The sequence below is a fragment of the Microbacterium sp. ZXX196 genome (assembly GCF_009709595.1).
GTDB lineage: Bacteria > Actinomycetota > Actinomycetes > Actinomycetales > Microbacteriaceae > Microbacterium > Microbacterium excoecariae.
Window position 1 is genome coordinate 157834 of record NZ_WMEE01000002.1, and the last position, 16317, is coordinate 174150.

General features: G+C 71.6%; 17 protein-coding genes. 16 read left to right on the forward strand and 1 reads right to left on the reverse strand.

Going from position 1 to position 16317, the window contains the following annotated elements:
• Positions 1-13: 13 nt before the first annotated feature.
• The 16 genes from GJQ66_RS02380 to GJQ66_RS02455 all read left to right on the forward strand — a co-directional run bounded on the left by GJQ66_RS02380 (position 14) and on the right by GJQ66_RS02455 (position 15290).
• Complete coding sequence (locus GJQ66_RS02380) at positions 14-715, forward strand: L-threonylcarbamoyladenylate synthase (RefSeq protein WP_155047907.1); 702 nt, start codon at positions 14-16, stop codon at positions 713-715.
• Entirely contained in the window at positions 712-1875 is a 1164-nt protein-coding gene (locus tag GJQ66_RS02385) for an MraY family glycosyltransferase (RefSeq protein WP_368732568.1), read from the forward strand. Before GJQ66_RS02380 ends, GJQ66_RS02385 begins: the two co-directional genes overlap by 4 nt.
• 3 nt (positions 1876-1878) lie before the next feature.
• Positions 1879-2331: a hypothetical protein gene (locus GJQ66_RS02390; RefSeq protein WP_155047747.1), complete on the forward strand. Its 453-nt coding sequence runs from the start codon at positions 1879-1881 to the stop codon at positions 2329-2331.
• Positions 2332-2386: 55 nt separating this feature from the next.
• Positions 2387-2854, forward strand: a complete 468-nt coding sequence (locus tag GJQ66_RS02395) for a hypothetical protein (RefSeq protein ID WP_155047748.1) — start codon at positions 2387-2389, stop codon at positions 2852-2854.
• 191 nt (positions 2855-3045) lie between these two features.
• On the forward strand, positions 3046-3822 hold the full coding sequence (atpB, locus tag GJQ66_RS02400) for a F0F1 ATP synthase subunit A (protein ID WP_155047749.1): 777 nt from the start codon (positions 3046-3048) through the stop codon (positions 3820-3822).
• Positions 3823-3865: 43 nt separating this feature from the next.
• Entirely contained in the window at positions 3866-4099 is a 234-nt protein-coding gene (atpE, locus tag GJQ66_RS02405; protein ID WP_166316309.1) for an ATP synthase F0 subunit C, read from the forward strand.
• Positions 4100-4132: 33 nt separating this feature from the next.
• A complete protein-coding gene (locus GJQ66_RS02410; RefSeq protein ID WP_155047750.1) occupies positions 4133-4687 on the forward strand; it encodes a F0F1 ATP synthase subunit B in 555 nt (184 codons plus the stop codon).
• Complete coding sequence (locus GJQ66_RS02415; protein WP_368732569.1) at positions 4687-5469, forward strand: F0F1 ATP synthase subunit delta; 783 nt, start codon at positions 4687-4689, stop codon at positions 5467-5469. Before GJQ66_RS02410 ends, GJQ66_RS02415 begins: the two co-directional genes overlap by 1 nt.
• Positions 5470-5525: 56 nt before the next feature.
• The gene (gene atpA / locus GJQ66_RS02420; protein ID WP_155047751.1) at positions 5526-7169 is read left to right on the forward strand and encodes a F0F1 ATP synthase subunit alpha; all 1644 of its coding nucleotides are present in this window, start codon (positions 5526-5528) and stop codon (positions 7167-7169) included.
• A gap of 21 nt (positions 7170-7190) precedes the next feature.
• On the forward strand, positions 7191-8090 hold the full coding sequence (locus GJQ66_RS02425; RefSeq protein ID WP_155047752.1) for a F0F1 ATP synthase subunit gamma: 900 nt from the start codon (positions 7191-7193) through the stop codon (positions 8088-8090).
• A gap of 24 nt (positions 8091-8114) precedes the next feature.
• The gene (gene atpD, locus GJQ66_RS02430) at positions 8115-9560 is read left to right on the forward strand and encodes a F0F1 ATP synthase subunit beta (RefSeq protein WP_155047753.1); all 1446 of its coding nucleotides are present in this window, start codon (positions 8115-8117) and stop codon (positions 9558-9560) included.
• A gap of 2 nt (positions 9561-9562) precedes the next feature.
• Entirely contained in the window at positions 9563-9826 is a 264-nt protein-coding gene (locus tag GJQ66_RS02435; RefSeq protein WP_155047754.1) for a F0F1 ATP synthase subunit epsilon, read from the forward strand.
• 79 nt (positions 9827-9905) lie between these two features.
• Positions 9906-10718 (forward strand): YaaA family protein, encoded by an 813-nt coding sequence (locus GJQ66_RS02440; protein ID WP_368732570.1) that lies wholly within the window; start codon positions 9906-9908, stop codon positions 10716-10718.
• A 58-nt stretch (positions 10719-10776) separates the two neighbouring features.
• Positions 10777-11442 carry a DUF5684 domain-containing protein gene (locus GJQ66_RS14045; RefSeq protein WP_196215783.1) on the forward strand — a complete coding sequence of 222 codons (666 nt, stop codon included), beginning with the start codon at positions 10777-10779 and terminating at the stop codon, positions 11440-11442.
• A gap of 126 nt (positions 11443-11568) precedes the next feature.
• Positions 11569-12384 (forward strand): PP2C family serine/threonine-protein phosphatase, encoded by an 816-nt coding sequence (locus GJQ66_RS02450; RefSeq protein WP_368732571.1) that lies wholly within the window; start codon positions 11569-11571, stop codon positions 12382-12384.
• A 92-nt stretch (positions 12385-12476) separates the two neighbouring features.
• Positions 12477-15290 (forward strand): FtsK/SpoIIIE domain-containing protein, encoded by a 2814-nt coding sequence (locus tag GJQ66_RS02455; RefSeq protein ID WP_155047756.1) that lies wholly within the window; start codon positions 12477-12479, stop codon positions 15288-15290.
• 10 nt (positions 15291-15300) lie between these two features.
• Here GJQ66_RS02455 and GJQ66_RS02460 read toward each other — a convergent pair whose 3' ends face one another.
• On the reverse strand, positions 15301-16299 hold the full coding sequence (locus GJQ66_RS02460; RefSeq protein ID WP_368732572.1) for an asparaginase: 999 nt from the start codon (positions 16297-16299) through the stop codon (positions 15301-15303).
• Between the last annotated feature and the right edge of the window lie 18 nt (positions 16300-16317).

Below are 16317 nucleotides of genomic sequence, written 5' to 3' on the forward strand. Positions count from 1 at the left end.
AATCGAGTCCGTGATGTCCCCCGTCTTCGACTGCCGCAACCGCGACGAGATGCTCCCCGGGATGCGCCAGGCGCGCCAGGCGATCGCCCGCGGACAGGTCGTCGTCCTGCCGACCGACACGGTGTACGGCGTCGCGGCCGACGCCTTCAACCCGGCGGCCGTCCAGCGCCTCCTCGACGCCAAGGGCCGCACGCGGCAGCAGCCGCCTCCCGTCCTCGTTGGGTCGGTCGACGCCCTTGCGGCGCTCGTCGAGTCCGTCCCGGCCGAGGTCACGGCGCTCGTCGAGGCGTTCTGGCCGGGCGGCCTCACGATCGTGCTGCCCGCCCAGCCGTCCCTCACGTGGGACCTCGGCGAGACGCACGGCACGGTCGCAGTGCGCCAGCCTGACCACGCTCTGGCGCTCGAGCTCCTCGCGGAGACCGGGCCGCTGGCCGTGTCTAGCGCGAACCTCACGGGGCAGGACGCGGCGGTCGACGTCGATTCCGCGCGCGCGATGCTCGGCGACTCCGCCGCCGTCTACCTCGACGATGGGCCCGTCTCGACGGGCGTCGCCTCGACGATCATCGACGCGACCTCGCTCGTGCCGGGCCGCGGGGAGCGCGCCGTGCGCGTCCTCCGCGAGGGCGCGATCTCGCGCGAGCGGCTCCGCGAGGTGCTCGGTGACCTGCTCGAGGCGGATCCGGATCCGCACCAGGGCGAGGACGCCGGCGAGTGAGGCTCTACCTCCTCACGATCCTCCTGACCGCCGCGGTCACCTTCGTCCTGTCCGTCGTCGTGTGGCGCATCGCGCTGCGGTATCGGCTGCACCCGCCCGTCCGCGAGCGCGACGTGCACACGCGGCCGACGCCCCGCCTCGGCGGCGTCGCAATGTTCCTCGGCATCGTCGTGGCCTTCCTCGTCTCGCGCACGGTCGACTATTTCGACATCTTCTGGGTCGAGCCGCGCGTGGTCTGGTCGATCCTGGCCGCGACCTTCCTCATCGCGCTGGTCGGCGTGGCCGACGACCTCTGGGACCTCGACTGGATGCTCAAGCTCGGCGCCCAATTCCTCGCCGCGGGCATCGTCGCCATCGGCGGCGGGGTGCAGATCTACGCGCTCCCCGTGGGCGGCATCGCCGTGTGGTCGGGCTGGGTGAGCATCTTGCTCACGATGTTCTCGATCGTCGTCGTCATGAACGCCGTGAACTTCATCGACGGCCTCGACGGGCTCGTCGCGGGCGTCTGCCTCATCGCGAACGGCGTCTTCTTCGTCTACTCCTACATCCTCGTGCGCGACGCGGGGGCGACGAGCTACGCGAACCTCGGGACGTTCATCGCGGCCGTCGTCGTCGGCGCGTGCCTGGGCTTTCTTCCCATCAACTGGAACCCCGCGAAGATGTTCATGGGCGACACGGGCGCGCTCGTGCTCGGTCTGCTCATGGCGACCAGCGGCATCGCGATCACGGGCCAGCTGCCGCCCGCCGCCCTGGATCCGGACATGACCGGCCGCTCCCAGATCCTCGGGACGCTCCTGCCGATCCTCCTGCCACTCATCGTCGTGCTCCTGCCGCTGCTCGATTTCGGCCTGGCCGTCGTGCGCCGCATGAGCCGGGGCAAGTCGCCGTTCTCGCCCGACCGCGAGCACCTCCACCACCGCATGCTCGACATGGGTCACTCGGACCGCGACGCGGTGCTGATCTTCTACGCCTGGACGGCGATCGCCTCGCTGACGGTGCTCCTGATGTATCTCTTCACGGGAGCCAACTGGTTCGGGGGGCACTGGTTCGGCGAGTACTGGTTCGCCGTCGCGTTCGGCGTGATCGGCATCGCGGCGTGCCTGGTGCTGGCGTTCGTGCCCTCGCGGCGCCCGGCGCGCGCGCCCGAGAAGGCCGGCTGACGCGTGGCGCCCTCGCTGCGGGGAACGCCCAACGGGGGCGTCTGGGTGATCGGCGCGTGCGCGATCATCGCGTCGGGGGCCCTCGGCGCCGTCGTCTCCGGCGCCGTGGCCGGGCCGGCCGGCGCGTGGAGCGCGCTCGCCGGGGCGGCGGTCGCGGCGGTGTTCCCCGCGACCACGACCCTCGCGCTCGTCCTCTCGGCACGCGCGCGGGGGACGGGACGATTCCCCGCCGCGCTGTTCGGCGCGTGCCTCGCCGCGGTCGTGGCCAAGGCGCTGCTGTTCGCCGGGATCCTCGCGGTCGCCGTGGGGCAGTTCCCGGTCGTGCCGCAGGCGTTCTTCTGGCCCCTCGTGGCCGTCGCGGTCGCGAGCCTTGCGGTCGACGTCGCGATCGCCGGCCGGCTCCGGGTTCCGGTGCGCGTCAGGGCATCCACAGGCGGGCACGGGATACGCTCCTAGGAGCGCCGGGCACGACCCGCCCCGCCGCTCCACGACACCCGCCCAGGAGACCGCAATGGCCCCCTCGCCCGTATCCAGCAACCCGATCATGCGATCGGTCCTCGTGTGGAGCGCGATCGCGTGCGCCGTGATCCTCGTCGGCGCGGCCGGAATCGGGCTCGCCGTGGCGGGATCCGCCGGGCTGCTCAGCGGGCTGGCGGGCGCCGTCATCGGGTTCGCCTTCCCCGCACTGTCGGCCGCGAGCATCCTGTTCGCCAACCGGTACTTCGGGTCGCCGAACTACCCCGTCATCTTCTTCGGGGTCTTCATGGGCGTCTTCCTCGTGAAGCTCGTCGTCCTCCTTGTGGCGCTGAACGTGCTGTTCGGTCTGGCGTGGGTCGTCCCCGGCGTTCTGTACGGCGCGCTCGTCGCCGCGGCGGTCGCCTCGCTCGTCGCCGACGTCGTCGTCATCTGGAAGATGCGGATCCCCGCGGTCAGCGACGTCTCCCTCCCGGGCGACAACGACGCGGACGACCGCCCCTAGCGACTTCTACACGGCGTCAAAACGCGCCCGCCATCTTTGGTAGGCTGTCCGTGGTCCTGCGGATACGACCGGCACATTGAGGCGCCGGGCTCGCAGCGAACGCCCTCTCACCACCACATACCCACGCAGTCCTCCGGGTCTGCGCGAGAAGCTGGAGCCATGCGTTGACTCAGGCGAGCACGATCGCACCGATGGCCGACGAGGTCGAGTTCCACCCGCCCTCGATCGGGGAGTTCTTCCCCGAGGCGATCCTCTTCGAGGGGACTCCCTTCGAGTTCACGCGGATCAACCTGGCGCAGGTCATCGCGACCGCGATCCTCGTGATCATCCTCGTGTTCGGCACGCGCAAGATGCGCGTCGTCCCGGGTCGCGGGCAGCAGGTGCTCGAGTTCCTGTTCGGCTTCGTGCGCGAGCAGGTGGTGTTCCAGGTCATCGGCCGCAAGGACGGCAAGCGGTTCGTCCCGCTGCTCACGGCGATGTTCTTCGGCATCCTGTTCATGAACATCACGGGCGTGATCCCGGGCATGAACATCGCGGGCACGAGCGTCATCGGCGTTCCCCTCCTGTTCGCCGTCATCGCGTACGTGACCTTCATCTACGCGGGCATCCGGCGCCACGGCTTCGGCCGGTTCATGAAGAACTCGCTGGTCCCCGGCGGGGTCCCGGGATATCTCGTCCCGATCATCTCCGTGATCGAGTTCATCTCGACCTTCGTGTTCCGCCCGATCTCGCTCACGCTGCGACTCCTGCTGAACATGATGGTCGGCCACCTCATGCTCGTGCTGTTCTTCGCGGCGACGCACTTCTTCCTCCTCAGCTTCAACTGGCTGACGCCGCTCTCGGTGGGTTCGCTCGCCCTCGGCTTCGCCTTCACCCTGTTCGAGATTTTCGTCGCCTTCCTCCAGGCGTACGTTTTCACGATCCTCACCGCGGTCTACATCCAGCTCGCGGTTGCGGAAGAGCACTGACGACCAGCCGCCCGGCTGTTCGCCCTACGAAAGGAAATAACCAGTGGACGCTACGACGGTTCTCGCCGAGATCACCGGCAACATCGCGACCATCGGCTACGGCCTCGCTGCCATCGGTCCGGCCATCGGCCTCGGCATCGTCGTCGGCAAGACGATCGAGTCGACGGCGCGTCAGCCGGAGCTCGCCGGCCGCCTGCAGACCCTGATGTTCATCGGTGTGGCATTCATCGAGATCCTCGCCTTCATCGGCATCGCCACGCCGTTCATCTTCGGCTAATCCCTTCCCGCGACCCACAAGTAAGGAGACAGGATGCTGAACGCTCTTGTCACTGTCGCGGCTGAGGAGGGGGCGACGCAGAATCCCCTCTTCCCGGCGGTATACGACATCATCTGGTCGGCGGTGTGCTTCGTCATCATCGTTGGCGTCGTGGTGTTCGTCGCGCTTCCGCGGCTGAACAAGGTGCTCGACCAGCGTTCGGCGGCCATCGAGGGCAACATCGAGAAGGCCGACGAGGCCCAGCGGCAGGCCGAGGCCGCGCTGGCCGAGTACACGCAGCAGCTCGCCGACGCGCGCCGCGAGGCGGGCGAGATCCGCGAGGCCGCGCACGTCGACGGCAAGAAGATCGTTGAGGAGGCCAAGGCGCAGGCCCAGGCCGACGCCGAGCGGATCACGGCCTCTGCGCACACGCAGATCGAGGCCGAGCGCCAGGCGGCGATGGTGTCGCTCCGCGGCGACGTGGGCACGCTCGCCCTCGACCTCGCGGGCAACGTCATCGGTCAGTCGATGACGGACGACCAGAAGGCGCAGGCCGTGGTCGACCGCTTCCTGGCCGACCTCGAGGCATCCGAGAAGGCGGCCAAGTAGTGGGTAGCGCGACGACTCAGGCGCTCGTGGCGAGCGCGTCCGCGCTCGCCACGACGCCGGTCGACCTCGACACGGCGCGTGAGCTCTTCGCCGCCGCGCGTGCCGCGGGCCAATCGCCGGCACTGGGCGGCGCGCTCGCCGATCACGCCGCCGAGCCCGGTGCCCGCACCGCGCTCGTCGGGCGCGTCTTCGGGTCCCTCTCCGAATCGGCTCGTTCTCTCCTCGCCGCGGTCGCCGCGGAGCGGTGGTCGAGCGCGGCCGATCTCGTCGCCGGCATCGAGGAGCTCGCGATCCGGGCCGCCGCCCAGGCCGACACGGCCGACGTGGAGGGCGAGCTCTTCCAGGTCACGCGCGTCATCGCCGAGAACCCCGAGCTCGAGCTCGCGCTCGGCGCGCGACTCGGCGACGCGGGCAAGAAGGGCGACCTCGTCGAGCGGATCCTGCAGGGATCCGTCGGCGCCGGCGCGCTGCTGATCGCCCGCTCGGTCGTCGAGCAGCCGGGCGAGCGCAGGGTGCGCCAGGCGCTGGAGCGGGCCATCGCGATCGTCGCCGCCCAGCGCGGCCGCTCGGTGGCCACGGTGCACACGGCGACGCCCCTCACGGATGCGCAGCGGGATCGCCTCGCGTCCTCGCTGTCCCGCACGTACGGCACGCCGGTCACGATCAACGCGGTCGTGGACCCGGAGGTCGTCGGCGGTATCCGCGTCCAGATCGCCGACGACGTCATCGACGGCAGCATCTCGTCCCGCCTCGCCGATCTCCGGTCGAGGCTCGCAGGCTGAACGCTTCCCCCGGGAAGCACGGGGGCCCACGAGGCCCCGCACAACGAAGGAAGACAATGGCAGACATCACCATCAGCCCCGACGTCATCCGTGACGCGCTGAAGGACTTCGTCTCCGCCTACGAGCCCACCGGTTCTGGCGCGAGCGAGGTCGGCACCGTCACGGACGCGGCCGACGGCATCGCTCACGTCGAGGGCCTCCCCGGCGTCATGGCGAACGAGCTCATCCGCTTCGAGGACGGCACGCTCGGCCTCGCGCAGAACCTGGACGAGCACTCGATCGGCACGATCGTGCTCGGCGAGTTCTCGGGCATCGAGGAGGGCCAGCAGGTCACGCGCACGGGCAAGGTCCTCTCGGTCCCCGTGGGCGAGGGCTACCTCGGCCGCGTGGTCGACCCGCTCGGCGCTCCGATCGACGGCCTCGGCGAGATCACGGGCATCGAGGGCGACCGCGAGCTCGAGCTCCAGGCCGCCGGCGTCATGGACCGCAAGAGCGTCCACGAGCCGATGCAGACCGGCATCAAGGCGATCGACGCCATGATCCCCGTCGGCCGCGGACAGCGCCAGCTGATCATCGGCGACCGCCAGACGGGCAAGACGGCTATCGCGATCGACACGATCATCAACCAGAAGGACAACTGGGCGTCGGGCGACCCCCAGAAGCAGGTCCGCTGCATCTACGTCGCCATCGGTCAGAAGGGCTCCACGATCGCCTCCGTCAAGGGCGCGCTCGAGGACGCCGGCGCGATGGAGTACACGACGATCGTCGCGGCCCCCGCCTCCGACCCGGCCGGCTTCAAGTACCTCGCGCCCTACACGGGCTCCGCGATCGGCCAGCACTGGATGTACCAGGGCAAGCACGTCCTCGTCATTTTCGATGACCTGACGAAGCAGGCCGAGGCCTACCGTGCCGTGTCGCTCCTCCTGCGCCGTCCGCCGGGCCGCGAGGCGTACCCCGGTGACGTCTTCTACCTGCACTCCCGCCTGCTCGAGCGTTGCGCGAAGCTCTCGGACGAGCTGGGCGCGGGCTCGATGACCGGTCTGCCGATCATCGAGACGAAGGCCAACGACGTCTCGGCCTACATCCCGACCAACGTGATCTCGATCACCGACGGCCAGATCTTCCTGCAGTCCGACCTGTTCAACGCGAACCAGCGCCCCGCGGTCGACGTGGGTATCTCGGTCTCGCGTGTCGGTGGCGACGCGCAGCTGAAGCACATCAAGAAGGTCTCCGGCACGCTCAAGCTCGAGCTCGCCCAGTACCGTTCGCTCGAGGCCTTCGCGATGTTCGCGTCCGACCTCGACGCCGCCTCGCGCCGCCAGCTGGCGCGCGGCGCCCGCCTCACCGAGCTCCTCAAGCAGCCGCAGTACTCGCCGTACTCGGCCGAGGAGCAGGTCGTCTCGATCTGGGCCGGCACCAACGGCAAGCTCGACACGATCGAGGTCGAGGACGTCCTGCGGTTCGAGCGCGAGCTGCTCGACTACATGCGGCGCAACACCGGGGTTCTCGACGCGCTGCGCGCGTCGGGCAAGCTCGAGGACGACGTCGTGGCCGAGATGGAGAAGGCGATCGACACCTTCGTCCTGGAGTTCCAGGCCAGCGGCGCGCAGGGCATCGGCGCACCGGGTCACGAGGAGTTCTCCGCCGCGGGTCACGAGGACGTCAGCCAGGAGCAGGTCGTCAAGGGCCGCAAGGCGTAACGCCCGCGAGGAAGACGCATCATGGGCGCACAACTCAGGGAGTACAAGCAGAAGATCTCTTCTGCTCAGACCACCAAGAAGATCACGAAGGCGATGGAGCTCATCGCGGCTTCGCGGATCCAGAAGGCGATGGCGCGCGTGCGCGCGTCGTCGCCCTTCTCCCGCGCGGTCACGCGAGCGGTGTCCGCCGTCGCGACGCACACCTCGATCGACCACCCGCTCACGCGGGAGCCGGAGCAGGTGACGCGCTCGGCCGTGCTGTTGCTCACGAGCGACCGTGGCCTGGCGGGCGCGTTCAACTCGCAGGTCATCAAGGAGGCGCTGGAGCTCGCCGAGCTGCTGCGATCGGAGGGGAAGGAGGTCGTCTTCTACCTCTTCGGTCGCAAGGCGGTCGGCTACTTCCAGTTCCGGCAGATGACCGCGGCGGCCGACTGGGTCGGGGAGGCGGATACGCCGACCTTCCAGACGGCGACCGAGATCGCGGACGCCCTCATCGAGGCGTACTCGGCCGACGAGGCGGAGGGCGGCGTGGGCGAGATCCACGTGGTCTACAACCGCTTCGTCAGCATGATGACGCAGTCGCCCGAGTCGGTGCGCCTGCTGCCGCTGGAGGTCGTGGAGGCCGACGCCTCGGGCGACCAGGCGTCCGCGGAGACGTACCCGCTGTACGAGTTCGAGCCGGAGGCCGGCGACGTGCTCGACGCGCTCCTGCCCGTCTACATCCGTAGCCGCATCTTCAACGCGCTCCTGCAGTCGGCCGCTGCCAAGCAGGCCGCGACGCAGAAGGCGATGAAGTCGGCGTCGGACAACGCGGACAAGCTCATCACCGACTACACCCGCCTGCGCAACAACGCGCGCCAGGCCGAGATCACGCAGCAGATCGCCGAGATCGTCGGCGGCGCGGACGCTCTGGCGTCCTAGAACCCCAGGAAAGAGACGAAATTCATGACCACCACGGTTGACACGACCACCGCGGTCGTCGGGCGCGTCGCGCGCGTCACGGGCCCGGTCGTCGACATCGAGTTCCCCCACGACTCGCTGCCCGACATCTACAACGCGCTCAAGACGACGATCACCATGGGCGAGCAGTCCACGGAGATCACGCTTGAGGTCGCTCAGCACCTGGGTGACGACATGGTCCGCGCGATCTCACTCAAGCCGACGGACGGCATGGTCCGCGGCCAGGAGGTGCGCGACACGGGCGAGGCCATCTCGGTCCCGGTCGGCGACATCACCAAGGGCAAGGTCTTCGACGTCACGGGCACCCCGCTGAACCTCGCCGAGGGCGAGACCTTCGAGGTGACCGAGCGCTGGCCGATCCACCGCAAGGCGCCGAACTTCGACCAGCTCGAGTCGAAGACGACGATGTTCGAGACCGGCATCAAGTCGATCGACCTCCTCACGCCGTACGTGCAGGGTGGAAAGATCGGGCTGTTCGGCGGCGCGGGCGTCGGCAAGACCGTCCTCATCCAGGAGATGATCCAGCGCGTCGCGCAGGACCACGGCGGCGTGTCGGTGTTCGCCGGTGTCGGCGAGCGCACGCGTGAGGGCAACGACCTGATCGCGGAGATGGACGAGGCGGGTGTCTTCGACAAGACGGCCCTCGTGTTCGGCCAGATGGACGAGCCGCCGGGAACGCGTCTGCGCATCGCGCTGACCGGTCTCACGATGGCCGAGTACTTCCGCGACGTGCAGAAGCAGGACGTCCTCCTCTTCATCGACAACATCTTCCGCTTCACGCAGGCGGGATCCGAGGTGTCGACCCTGCTCGGGCGCATGCCGTCAGCGGTGGGCTACCAGCCGAACCTCGCGGACGAGATGGGCATCCTGCAGGAGCGCATCACCTCGACGCGCGGTCACTCGATCACGTCGATGCAGGCCATCTACGTCCCCGCGGACGACTACACCGACCCGGCCCCGGCGACGACCTTCGCGCACCTCGACGCGACGACCGAGCTGTCTCGCGAGATCGCGTCGAAGGGTCTGTACCCCGCGATCGACCCGCTCACGTCGACGAGCCGCATCATGGACCCCCGCTACCTCGGCGAGGACCACTACCGCGTCGCGACGAGCGTGAAGCAGATCCTGCAGAAGAACAAGGAGCTGCAGGAGATCATCGCGATCCTCGGTGTCGACGAGCTGTCGGAGGAGGACAAGATCGTCGTGTCGCGTGCACGCCGCATCCAGCAGTTCCTCTCGCAGAACACCTACATGGCGAAGAAGTTCACGGGCGTCGAGGGCTCGACCGTCCCGCTCAAGGAGACCATCGAGTCGTTCGACGCGATCGTCAAGGGCGACTTCGACCACGTCGCCGAGCAGGCCTTCTTCAACGTCGGTGGCATCAGCGACGTCGAGGCCAACTGGGCGCGGATCCAGAAGGAGAACGCCTGATCATGGCGCTCAACGTGAGCCTGGTTTCGGCGGAGGCCGAGGTGTGGTCCGGCGAGGCGACCCTCGTGGTGGCCAAGACGGTCGAGGGCGAGATCGGCTTCATGGCCGGTCACGAGCCGACGCTCGCGGTCCTCGCCGAGGGCCAGGTCCGCATCACCCAGGCCGACGGCACGAAGGTGATCGCCGACGCGTCGGACGGCTTTGTCTCGATGGAGATCGGAAACGACCTCAACATCGTGGCGGGCGAGGCGCGCCTGGTCGCCTGACTCACCCTTACGAGCGGGGCGGGGATCGCACAGATCCCCGCCCCGCTCGCGTTCGCCCTGACGAAAGGACCGCGTTCGCGTGAAGATCCTCCTGCCGCCGTCGGAGACCAAGCGCCCGGGCGGATCCGGAGCGCCGATGGATCTCGGTAGGCTCGCCCTGCCCGCCCTGACGCCCCAGCGCGAGGAGGCGGTCGCGCGTCTGACCGCGCTGGCGGCGGATCCGGGCGAGATGGCGCGGGTCCTGCGGCTGACGCCACGCCAGGCGGAGGACGCCGAGCCCAACGCGCGCGTGCGCACGTCCCCGACGATGCCCGCGATGGACCGCTTCACGGGGGTCCTGTACGACGCGCTCGACGCCCGCGGGCTGCCCGAACGCGCGCGGGCGTGGCTCGCCGACCACGTGCTCATCCAGACCGCACTCCTCGGCCCGGTCGGGGCCGCGGATCCGCTGCCTGCGTTCCGCCTTTCCGCGGGCCATCGTCTGCCCGGCCTGCCGCCGGCGAAGCACCACTGGGCGCACGCCGCGTCGGGCGCGCTTCGCGACCTCCCAGGGCCCGTCGTCGACCTCCGATCGGAGGCATACCGCGACCTCGCCCCCGTGCCGGCCGGCGCGGAGCAGACCTTCGTGCGCGTCGTCGAGGAGGGCCCCGGCGGCGCGGTGCGCGCGCTGAACCACTTCAACAAGAAGACCAAGGGGCTGTTCGTGCGCGCGCTGGCCGAGAAGGCCGCGCGCGTGGGAACGCTGGCCGAGCTCGTCGCGTGGGGCGCCGAGCACGGGTTCGCGCTCCGGCCGGGCGCACCGGGCGAAACCCTCCTCGTCGCGGGGGGCGCTGAGGCGAGTCCGATCCGCGGCGGGGCGGGGGCAAGCCCCCTCGCGCCGGCCGGGCCGTGATCGCTAGTCTGGAACCCAGAGACGCGCGCGGGCGCGTTCCATTGGAGGGGAAATGATCATGGATCCGTATTACGACCCGTACGGTGGTGCATTCGCCGCGGTGATGGTGGCGGTCATCGTGGGATCGCTTCTGTTCGCGGCGCTGGGCTACGTGCTCACGGCGTGGTTCCTCATGAAGCTGTTCGACAAGGCCGGCGTCGAGGGCAAGTGGCGCGCCTGGGTGCCGTTCTACAACGGCATGGTCTTCTTCAAGCTCGGCGACATCAACCCGTGGCTGACCTTCTTCGCGTTCGCCGGCGTGATTCCGATCATCAACTACATCGGATGGATCGGTTCGATCTTCGTCGCGGTCCTCGCCGCCATGGCCGCGTACCGGATCGGCCTCAAGCTCGGCAAGCAGCCCGCGTGGGTCGTGCTCTACATCTTCCTGCCGATCGTGTGGCTCGGCATCATGGCCTTCGACAGCTCGCGCTGGGACGCCTATCGCGTGCCGGCCGCCTCGTGGTCGACGAACGGCTTCCTCGGCGACCGCACGGCATGGAGCGGAATCCCCGCGCAGCCCGTCGCCGCGCCCGCCCAGCCGGGCTACGCCCCGCCGCAGCCCGGCTACGCGCCGCCGCAGGCGCAGCAGCCGCCGGCACAGCAGCCGCCCGCGGGCGCGCAGCCCCCGGCGCCCCCCGCACCGCCGGCGCCTCCGGCGCCGCCTTCCCCGCCCCAGCAGTAGCGCGAACCGCGAGGACCCCTCCGACGCCCGGTCGGCGGGGTCCTCGCCGTGTTCCGTACGTTCTGCCCATAGACTGGGCACACGCGCCGCGCGGTCCGCGGTGCGAAGCGCCCCGAAAGGCCCCCTGTGCCCGACGACATCACCCCCGCCGCGCCTGAGCGACCCGAGACGCACCGTCACTCGGTCACGCTCGCGGACGGGACCCCGCTCACTGTCCGCTGGGCGGGCCAGACCGACCCCGGGCGCAAGCGCGAGAACAACCAGGACGCGTTTCTCGCCCACTTCCCGCTGTTCGTCGTCGCCGACGGCATGGGCGGTCACGTCGGTGGCGAGATCGCGAGCCAGAGCGTGGTGGGCCGGCTCGGGCCGGTGGCCGAACGGGGTGCCGTGTCTCCCGAGGCCATCGACGAGGCCCTGACGCTCGCCGTGCACGACATCACGGACCACCCGGACGCGACGGACGAGGGCACGGGGACGACGCTCACGGGGATCTACCTCGACGAGACCGACGATGGGCCGACCTTCGTCGCGCTAAACGTGGGCGACTCGCGCGTGTACCTGCAGCGCGGTGACCAGCTCATGCAGGTCACGACCGATCACTCCCTCGTGCAGGAACTCGTCGCGGCGGGCCGCCTCAGCGAGGAGGAGGCCGAGACCCACCCGTACAGCAACGTCATCACGCGCGCCGTCGGCCCCACCGAGGCCGTCACCCCCGACTACGTCCGCGTCGACGTACAGCAGGGCGACCGCTACGTGATCTGCTCCGACGGATTGACCAAGGAGCTCACGGACTACGGGATCCTCCACTTCCTCCACGAACACGCGGATCCGGCCGACGCCGTCCAGCAGATGATGACCGCGGCGCTCGAGAACGGCGGCCGGGACAACGTCTCGATCATCGTCGTCGACGTCGAGGAGTTCGCGGGGGCGTCCGAGGCCTGACCGCCTCGTCCCCACGCGGGATATCGCGGGGGTTGTCCCCATCGCGCGCCGCGCGCCGCCCGGCCGGCCGCGGGCGCCGGTCTACTGGACGCATGCCGTCCGAGCCCTCGCCCCTGACCTCGCGCCTCGCCGAGCCGATCGTCCTGCCCGACCTCCCGGATCCGCCGGGCCGGCGACCGTTCCCGCTGATCGCATCCCTCGTTCCCGTCGTCGGCGCCGTCGTGATGTGGCAGGTGTTCGGCTCGGTGTACCTGCTGTGGTTCGCCGCCCTCGGGCCGGCGATCGCCGTGGCCAGCCTCGCCGACCAGGCCCGCGGGGCGCGCAAGGCCCGCACGCGCGCCCTGCGCGAGCTGGAGGCCGCGGCCGAGCACGCGGCGGCCGAGATCGATCGGCGACACGACGACGAGCGCGGGCTGCTCCGTAAGGCGACGCCGGACGCGTGGCGGGCCGCCGCGCAGGACGGCGCCACCTGGCGCCGCCCGGGCGCCCTCGTGCTCGGCACGGGGGTGACCGGCAGCGTCGTGCGGGTGACGGGCGGCGAGGGGGAGCGCTGCGAGATGCTGCGGTCCCGTGCGCAGACCCTCGAGGACGCCCCCGTCGTCGCGGACTGGCGCGGGGGTGTCTGCGTGCGCGGCCCCGAGGTGCTCGCGCGCGCCGTCGCGCGGGCGTTCGTCGTGCAGCTCGCCCTGCGGCACCCACCCGAGGCGCTGCGGCTGTGCGCGGCGCCGCGCGACGAGGCGTGGGCGCGGCGCCTGCCGCACTGGGGTGAGGGGCACGCCCCCGCGCTCGTCCTCGTGCGCGCGGGCGAGGCCGCGGGGTCCGACGGCGCGGCCGTGATCGCCTGGGCCGACCAAGGCGACGCCGTGCCGCACGCGTGCCGGACCCTCGTCGAGGTCGGCGACGGTCTCGTCGGGCGGCTGGTCGCCGACGACGGTGACGTGGCGCTCGCGCTCGAGGGCATCGGTCGCTCGCAGGCGGAGGACGTGGCCCGCGTGCTCGCCGGCCGCCAGGTCGTCGCGGACGACGCGCTGCCCGACGGCCCTCTCCCGGCGCGCCACGTCGCGCGCCGGGACGCCGAGGAACACGACCGCGACGCGGCGCCCGCGGGTCTGCGCGCGGCGATCGGCCTCGGCGACGCGGGCCCGGGGGAGGCGCCGCGCGTCGTCGCCGTCGATCTGGTGCGGGACGGCCCGCACGCCGTCGTCGTGGGGACGACGGGCGCGGGCAAGAGCGAGCTGTTGACGACGTGGATCACGGCGCTGGCCGCGGCGCACCCCGCGAGCGACCTCGTGTTCCTTCTCGCCGATTTCAAGGGGGGAACGGCCTTCACTCACCTCGCGGGGATCCCGCACGTGTCGGGCCTGGTCACGGACCTCGACGGCACGGGAGCGCGCAGGGCCGTCGCGGGCCTCGGCGCGGAGATCCGGCGGCGCGAGCGCGCGCTCGCCGCGGCCGGCGCGCGCGACGTCGACGATCCGCGGGCTGGCCTCGCGCGGCTTGTCATCGTGGTCGACGAGTTCGCCGCTCTCCTGCAGGAGCACCCCGACCTGCACGCCGTGTTCACCGACATCGCCGCGCGCGGCCGGGCGCTCGGGATCCATATGATCCTTGGGACGCAGCGCGCGTCCGGCACGGTGCGCGACGCGCTGCTCGCGAACGCCCCGCTCCGCATCGCGCTGCGCGTCGCCGAGCGGCGCGAGAGCTCCCAGATCATCGGCACGGAGGCGGCGGCGGAGCTGCCGGGGACCGCCCGGTTCCGCGGCGTCGGGTTCGTCCGGCGCGCGGGCGACGCGGCCCCGGAGCGCGCGCGGTTCGCGCTGACGCGCGAGGCCGACGTCCGCGCGGTCGTCGACCGCGACGGTCAGGGAGTCCCGGCCGACGGGCCCCTCCTCGCGCCGCTCCCGCGGGTCTGGCGCGCGCCGGAGGACGCCCCGGCACGCGGGCGGGTCGAGCTCGCCCTCGCCGACGACCCCGGCGAGCAGCGTCAGCCCATCCTCGCGCTGGCGCCGGGCGAGCGCGGCCTCGTCGTCCTCGGCCAGGCGGCGTCGGGGAAGACGTCGATCACCCGGCACGTCGCGACCCGCGCGCGTGCGGCGGGCCGATCGGTCGTGGAGGTGCCGCGGGGGCGGGAGGAGGCTTGGGACGCGCTCGAGCGCGCCGAGGCACACCCGCCCGACATCCTCCTCGTCGACGACGCGGACGCCCTCCCGCAGCGCTTTCCGCCCGAGTACGCGCAGGCGGCGGCCGCGCGCCTCGACCAGATCGTGCGCGACGCGGGCCAGACGGGGACGACGGTGGTCCTCACGGGCGCTCGCCTGGTCGGGCCCCTCGCGCGCGCCGCCGAGCTGCTCCCGCGACGGGCGGTGCTCGCGTTCCCGACGGCGCAGGAACACGTCGCGGCGGGCGGCGAGCGGGGGCTCTTCGCCGCGGGCCGAGGCCCCGGGCGCGGCACCCTGGACGGGCTCGAGGTCCAATTCGCCGCGCCGGTGGGCGACGAGCGCGAGCGCCCGGAGCGCGTCCCGGCGCCGTGGCGCCCTGCGGCGGCGGCGACCGCCCTCATCGCGCGGGCGCCGGCGCGCCGCGCGCGCGACCTGGCTGCGGCGTGGGGGAGCGGGGTCCGCGTCGTCGCCGTCGACGACTCGGCGCCGGGGCGCAGGCTCTCGGACATCGCGGGCGAGGACCCGCGCCCGCTGGTCCTCGTCGGCGACCAGGAGGGCTGGCAGCGCCGTTTCTCGTTGCTCCAGGAGGTCCGCGGCGAGGCCGACGTCGTGGTCGGCGCGGACTGCGCCACGGAGATGCGGGTGCTGCTCGGCGAGCGCGAACTCCCGCCGTACGCCCGCCCGCGCGCGGCGCGGGCCTGGCTGTGTCGCGGCGGCGAGGCGCCCCGGCGGGTCGTGCTCCCGTGACCGGAAGGCCTTACACGACCGCGCGGATCACGCCGACGGGGCGGCCGCCGCCGAGCACGCGCAGGCCCGGTCGCTCCGCGGCGGCCTCGGCGACGTCCGCCACCGAGACCACGCCGGCGCGCGCCATCAGCGCGAGCGCGACGAGGGAACCGGCGCGGTTCGAGCCGTCGAGCATCTTCAACGCCACGGTCGTGCCGTCCGGCGCGACCAGCACCTGGACGCCCTCCGCGCCCTTCTTCGAGAACAGCCCGAAGCGTTCGATCGTCGCCGTGTCGTCGCCCCCCGGGCCCTCGACGACCCACGCGTTCTCACGCACCGCGCGCAGGAGGGTCGCCGCGACGCGGTGCAGAGCGAAGGGCGACGACTCGGCCGAGGTACCGGCGCGGTGCAGGCCGCGCGCGAGCGACTCGAGCGACATCGCGTGCACGGGGGCGCCGCAGCCGTCGATGACGGAGCCCGCGATCCGATCGCCGGTCAGGCGCTCGACCACCTCGCGGATGTGCACCTGGAGCGGGTGGTCCGCGTCGAGGTAGGTGGCGGTGTCCCATCCGCTCGCGCGGCACGCCGTGAGCATGGCGGCGTGCTTTCCCGAGCAGTTGTGGAACAGGCGCGAGGGCTCCCCGTGGTCCGCCGTGAGGCGGGCGCGCGCGTCGCTGTCGGCGGGCCAGGCCGGCGGGCAGAGGAGGGCGTCCTCGGTCAGGCCGACATCGGCGAGCATACGGCGTACGAGGTCGGCGTGTCGCTCGGTGCCGTTGTGGCTCGCGGTCGCGGCGGCGAGCTTCTCGCCCTCCAGCGCAGCGCCGGCCGTGACGCACGCGATCGCCTGCAGCGGCTTCAGCGAGGAGCGGGGCAGGATCAGCGCCTGCGGATCGCCGTGGCTCGCGATCACCTCGCCCGACGGGGCGAGCACGATGGCGGATCCGGCGTGGCGGGACTCGACGAAGCCGCCGCGCTCGACGACGGCGAGCTCGGCGGCGGAGGAGGAGGAAAACGTCTCTGCGGTCGGCACGTCCTCCAGCCTAAACGG

Coding starts and splice junctions, on each gene's coding strand:
- GJQ66_RS02380 (WP_155047907.1), top strand. CDS start 14: ATGTCCCCCGTCTTCGACTGCCGCAACCGCGACGAGATGCTCCCCGGG.
- GJQ66_RS02395 (WP_155047748.1), top strand. CDS start 2,387: ATGGCCCCCTCGCCCGTATCCAGCAACCCGATCATGCGATCGGTCCTC.
- atpB (WP_155047749.1), top strand. CDS start 3,046: ATGGCCGACGAGGTCGAGTTCCACCCGCCCTCGATCGGGGAGTTCTTC.
- GJQ66_RS02410 (WP_155047750.1), top strand. CDS start 4,133: ATGCTGAACGCTCTTGTCACTGTCGCGGCTGAGGAGGGGGCGACGCAG.
- atpA (WP_155047751.1), top strand. CDS start 5,526: ATGGCAGACATCACCATCAGCCCCGACGTCATCCGTGACGCGCTGAAG.
- GJQ66_RS02425 (WP_155047752.1), top strand. CDS start 7,191: ATGGGCGCACAACTCAGGGAGTACAAGCAGAAGATCTCTTCTGCTCAG.
- atpD (WP_155047753.1), top strand. CDS start 8,115: ATGACCACCACGGTTGACACGACCACCGCGGTCGTCGGGCGCGTCGCG.
- GJQ66_RS02435 (WP_155047754.1), top strand. CDS start 9,563: ATGGCGCTCAACGTGAGCCTGGTTTCGGCGGAGGCCGAGGTGTGGTCC.
- GJQ66_RS14045 (WP_196215783.1), top strand. CDS start 10,777: ATGGATCCGTATTACGACCCGTACGGTGGTGCATTCGCCGCGGTGATG.
- GJQ66_RS02455 (WP_155047756.1), top strand. CDS start 12,477: ATGCCGTCCGAGCCCTCGCCCCTGACCTCGCGCCTCGCCGAGCCGATC.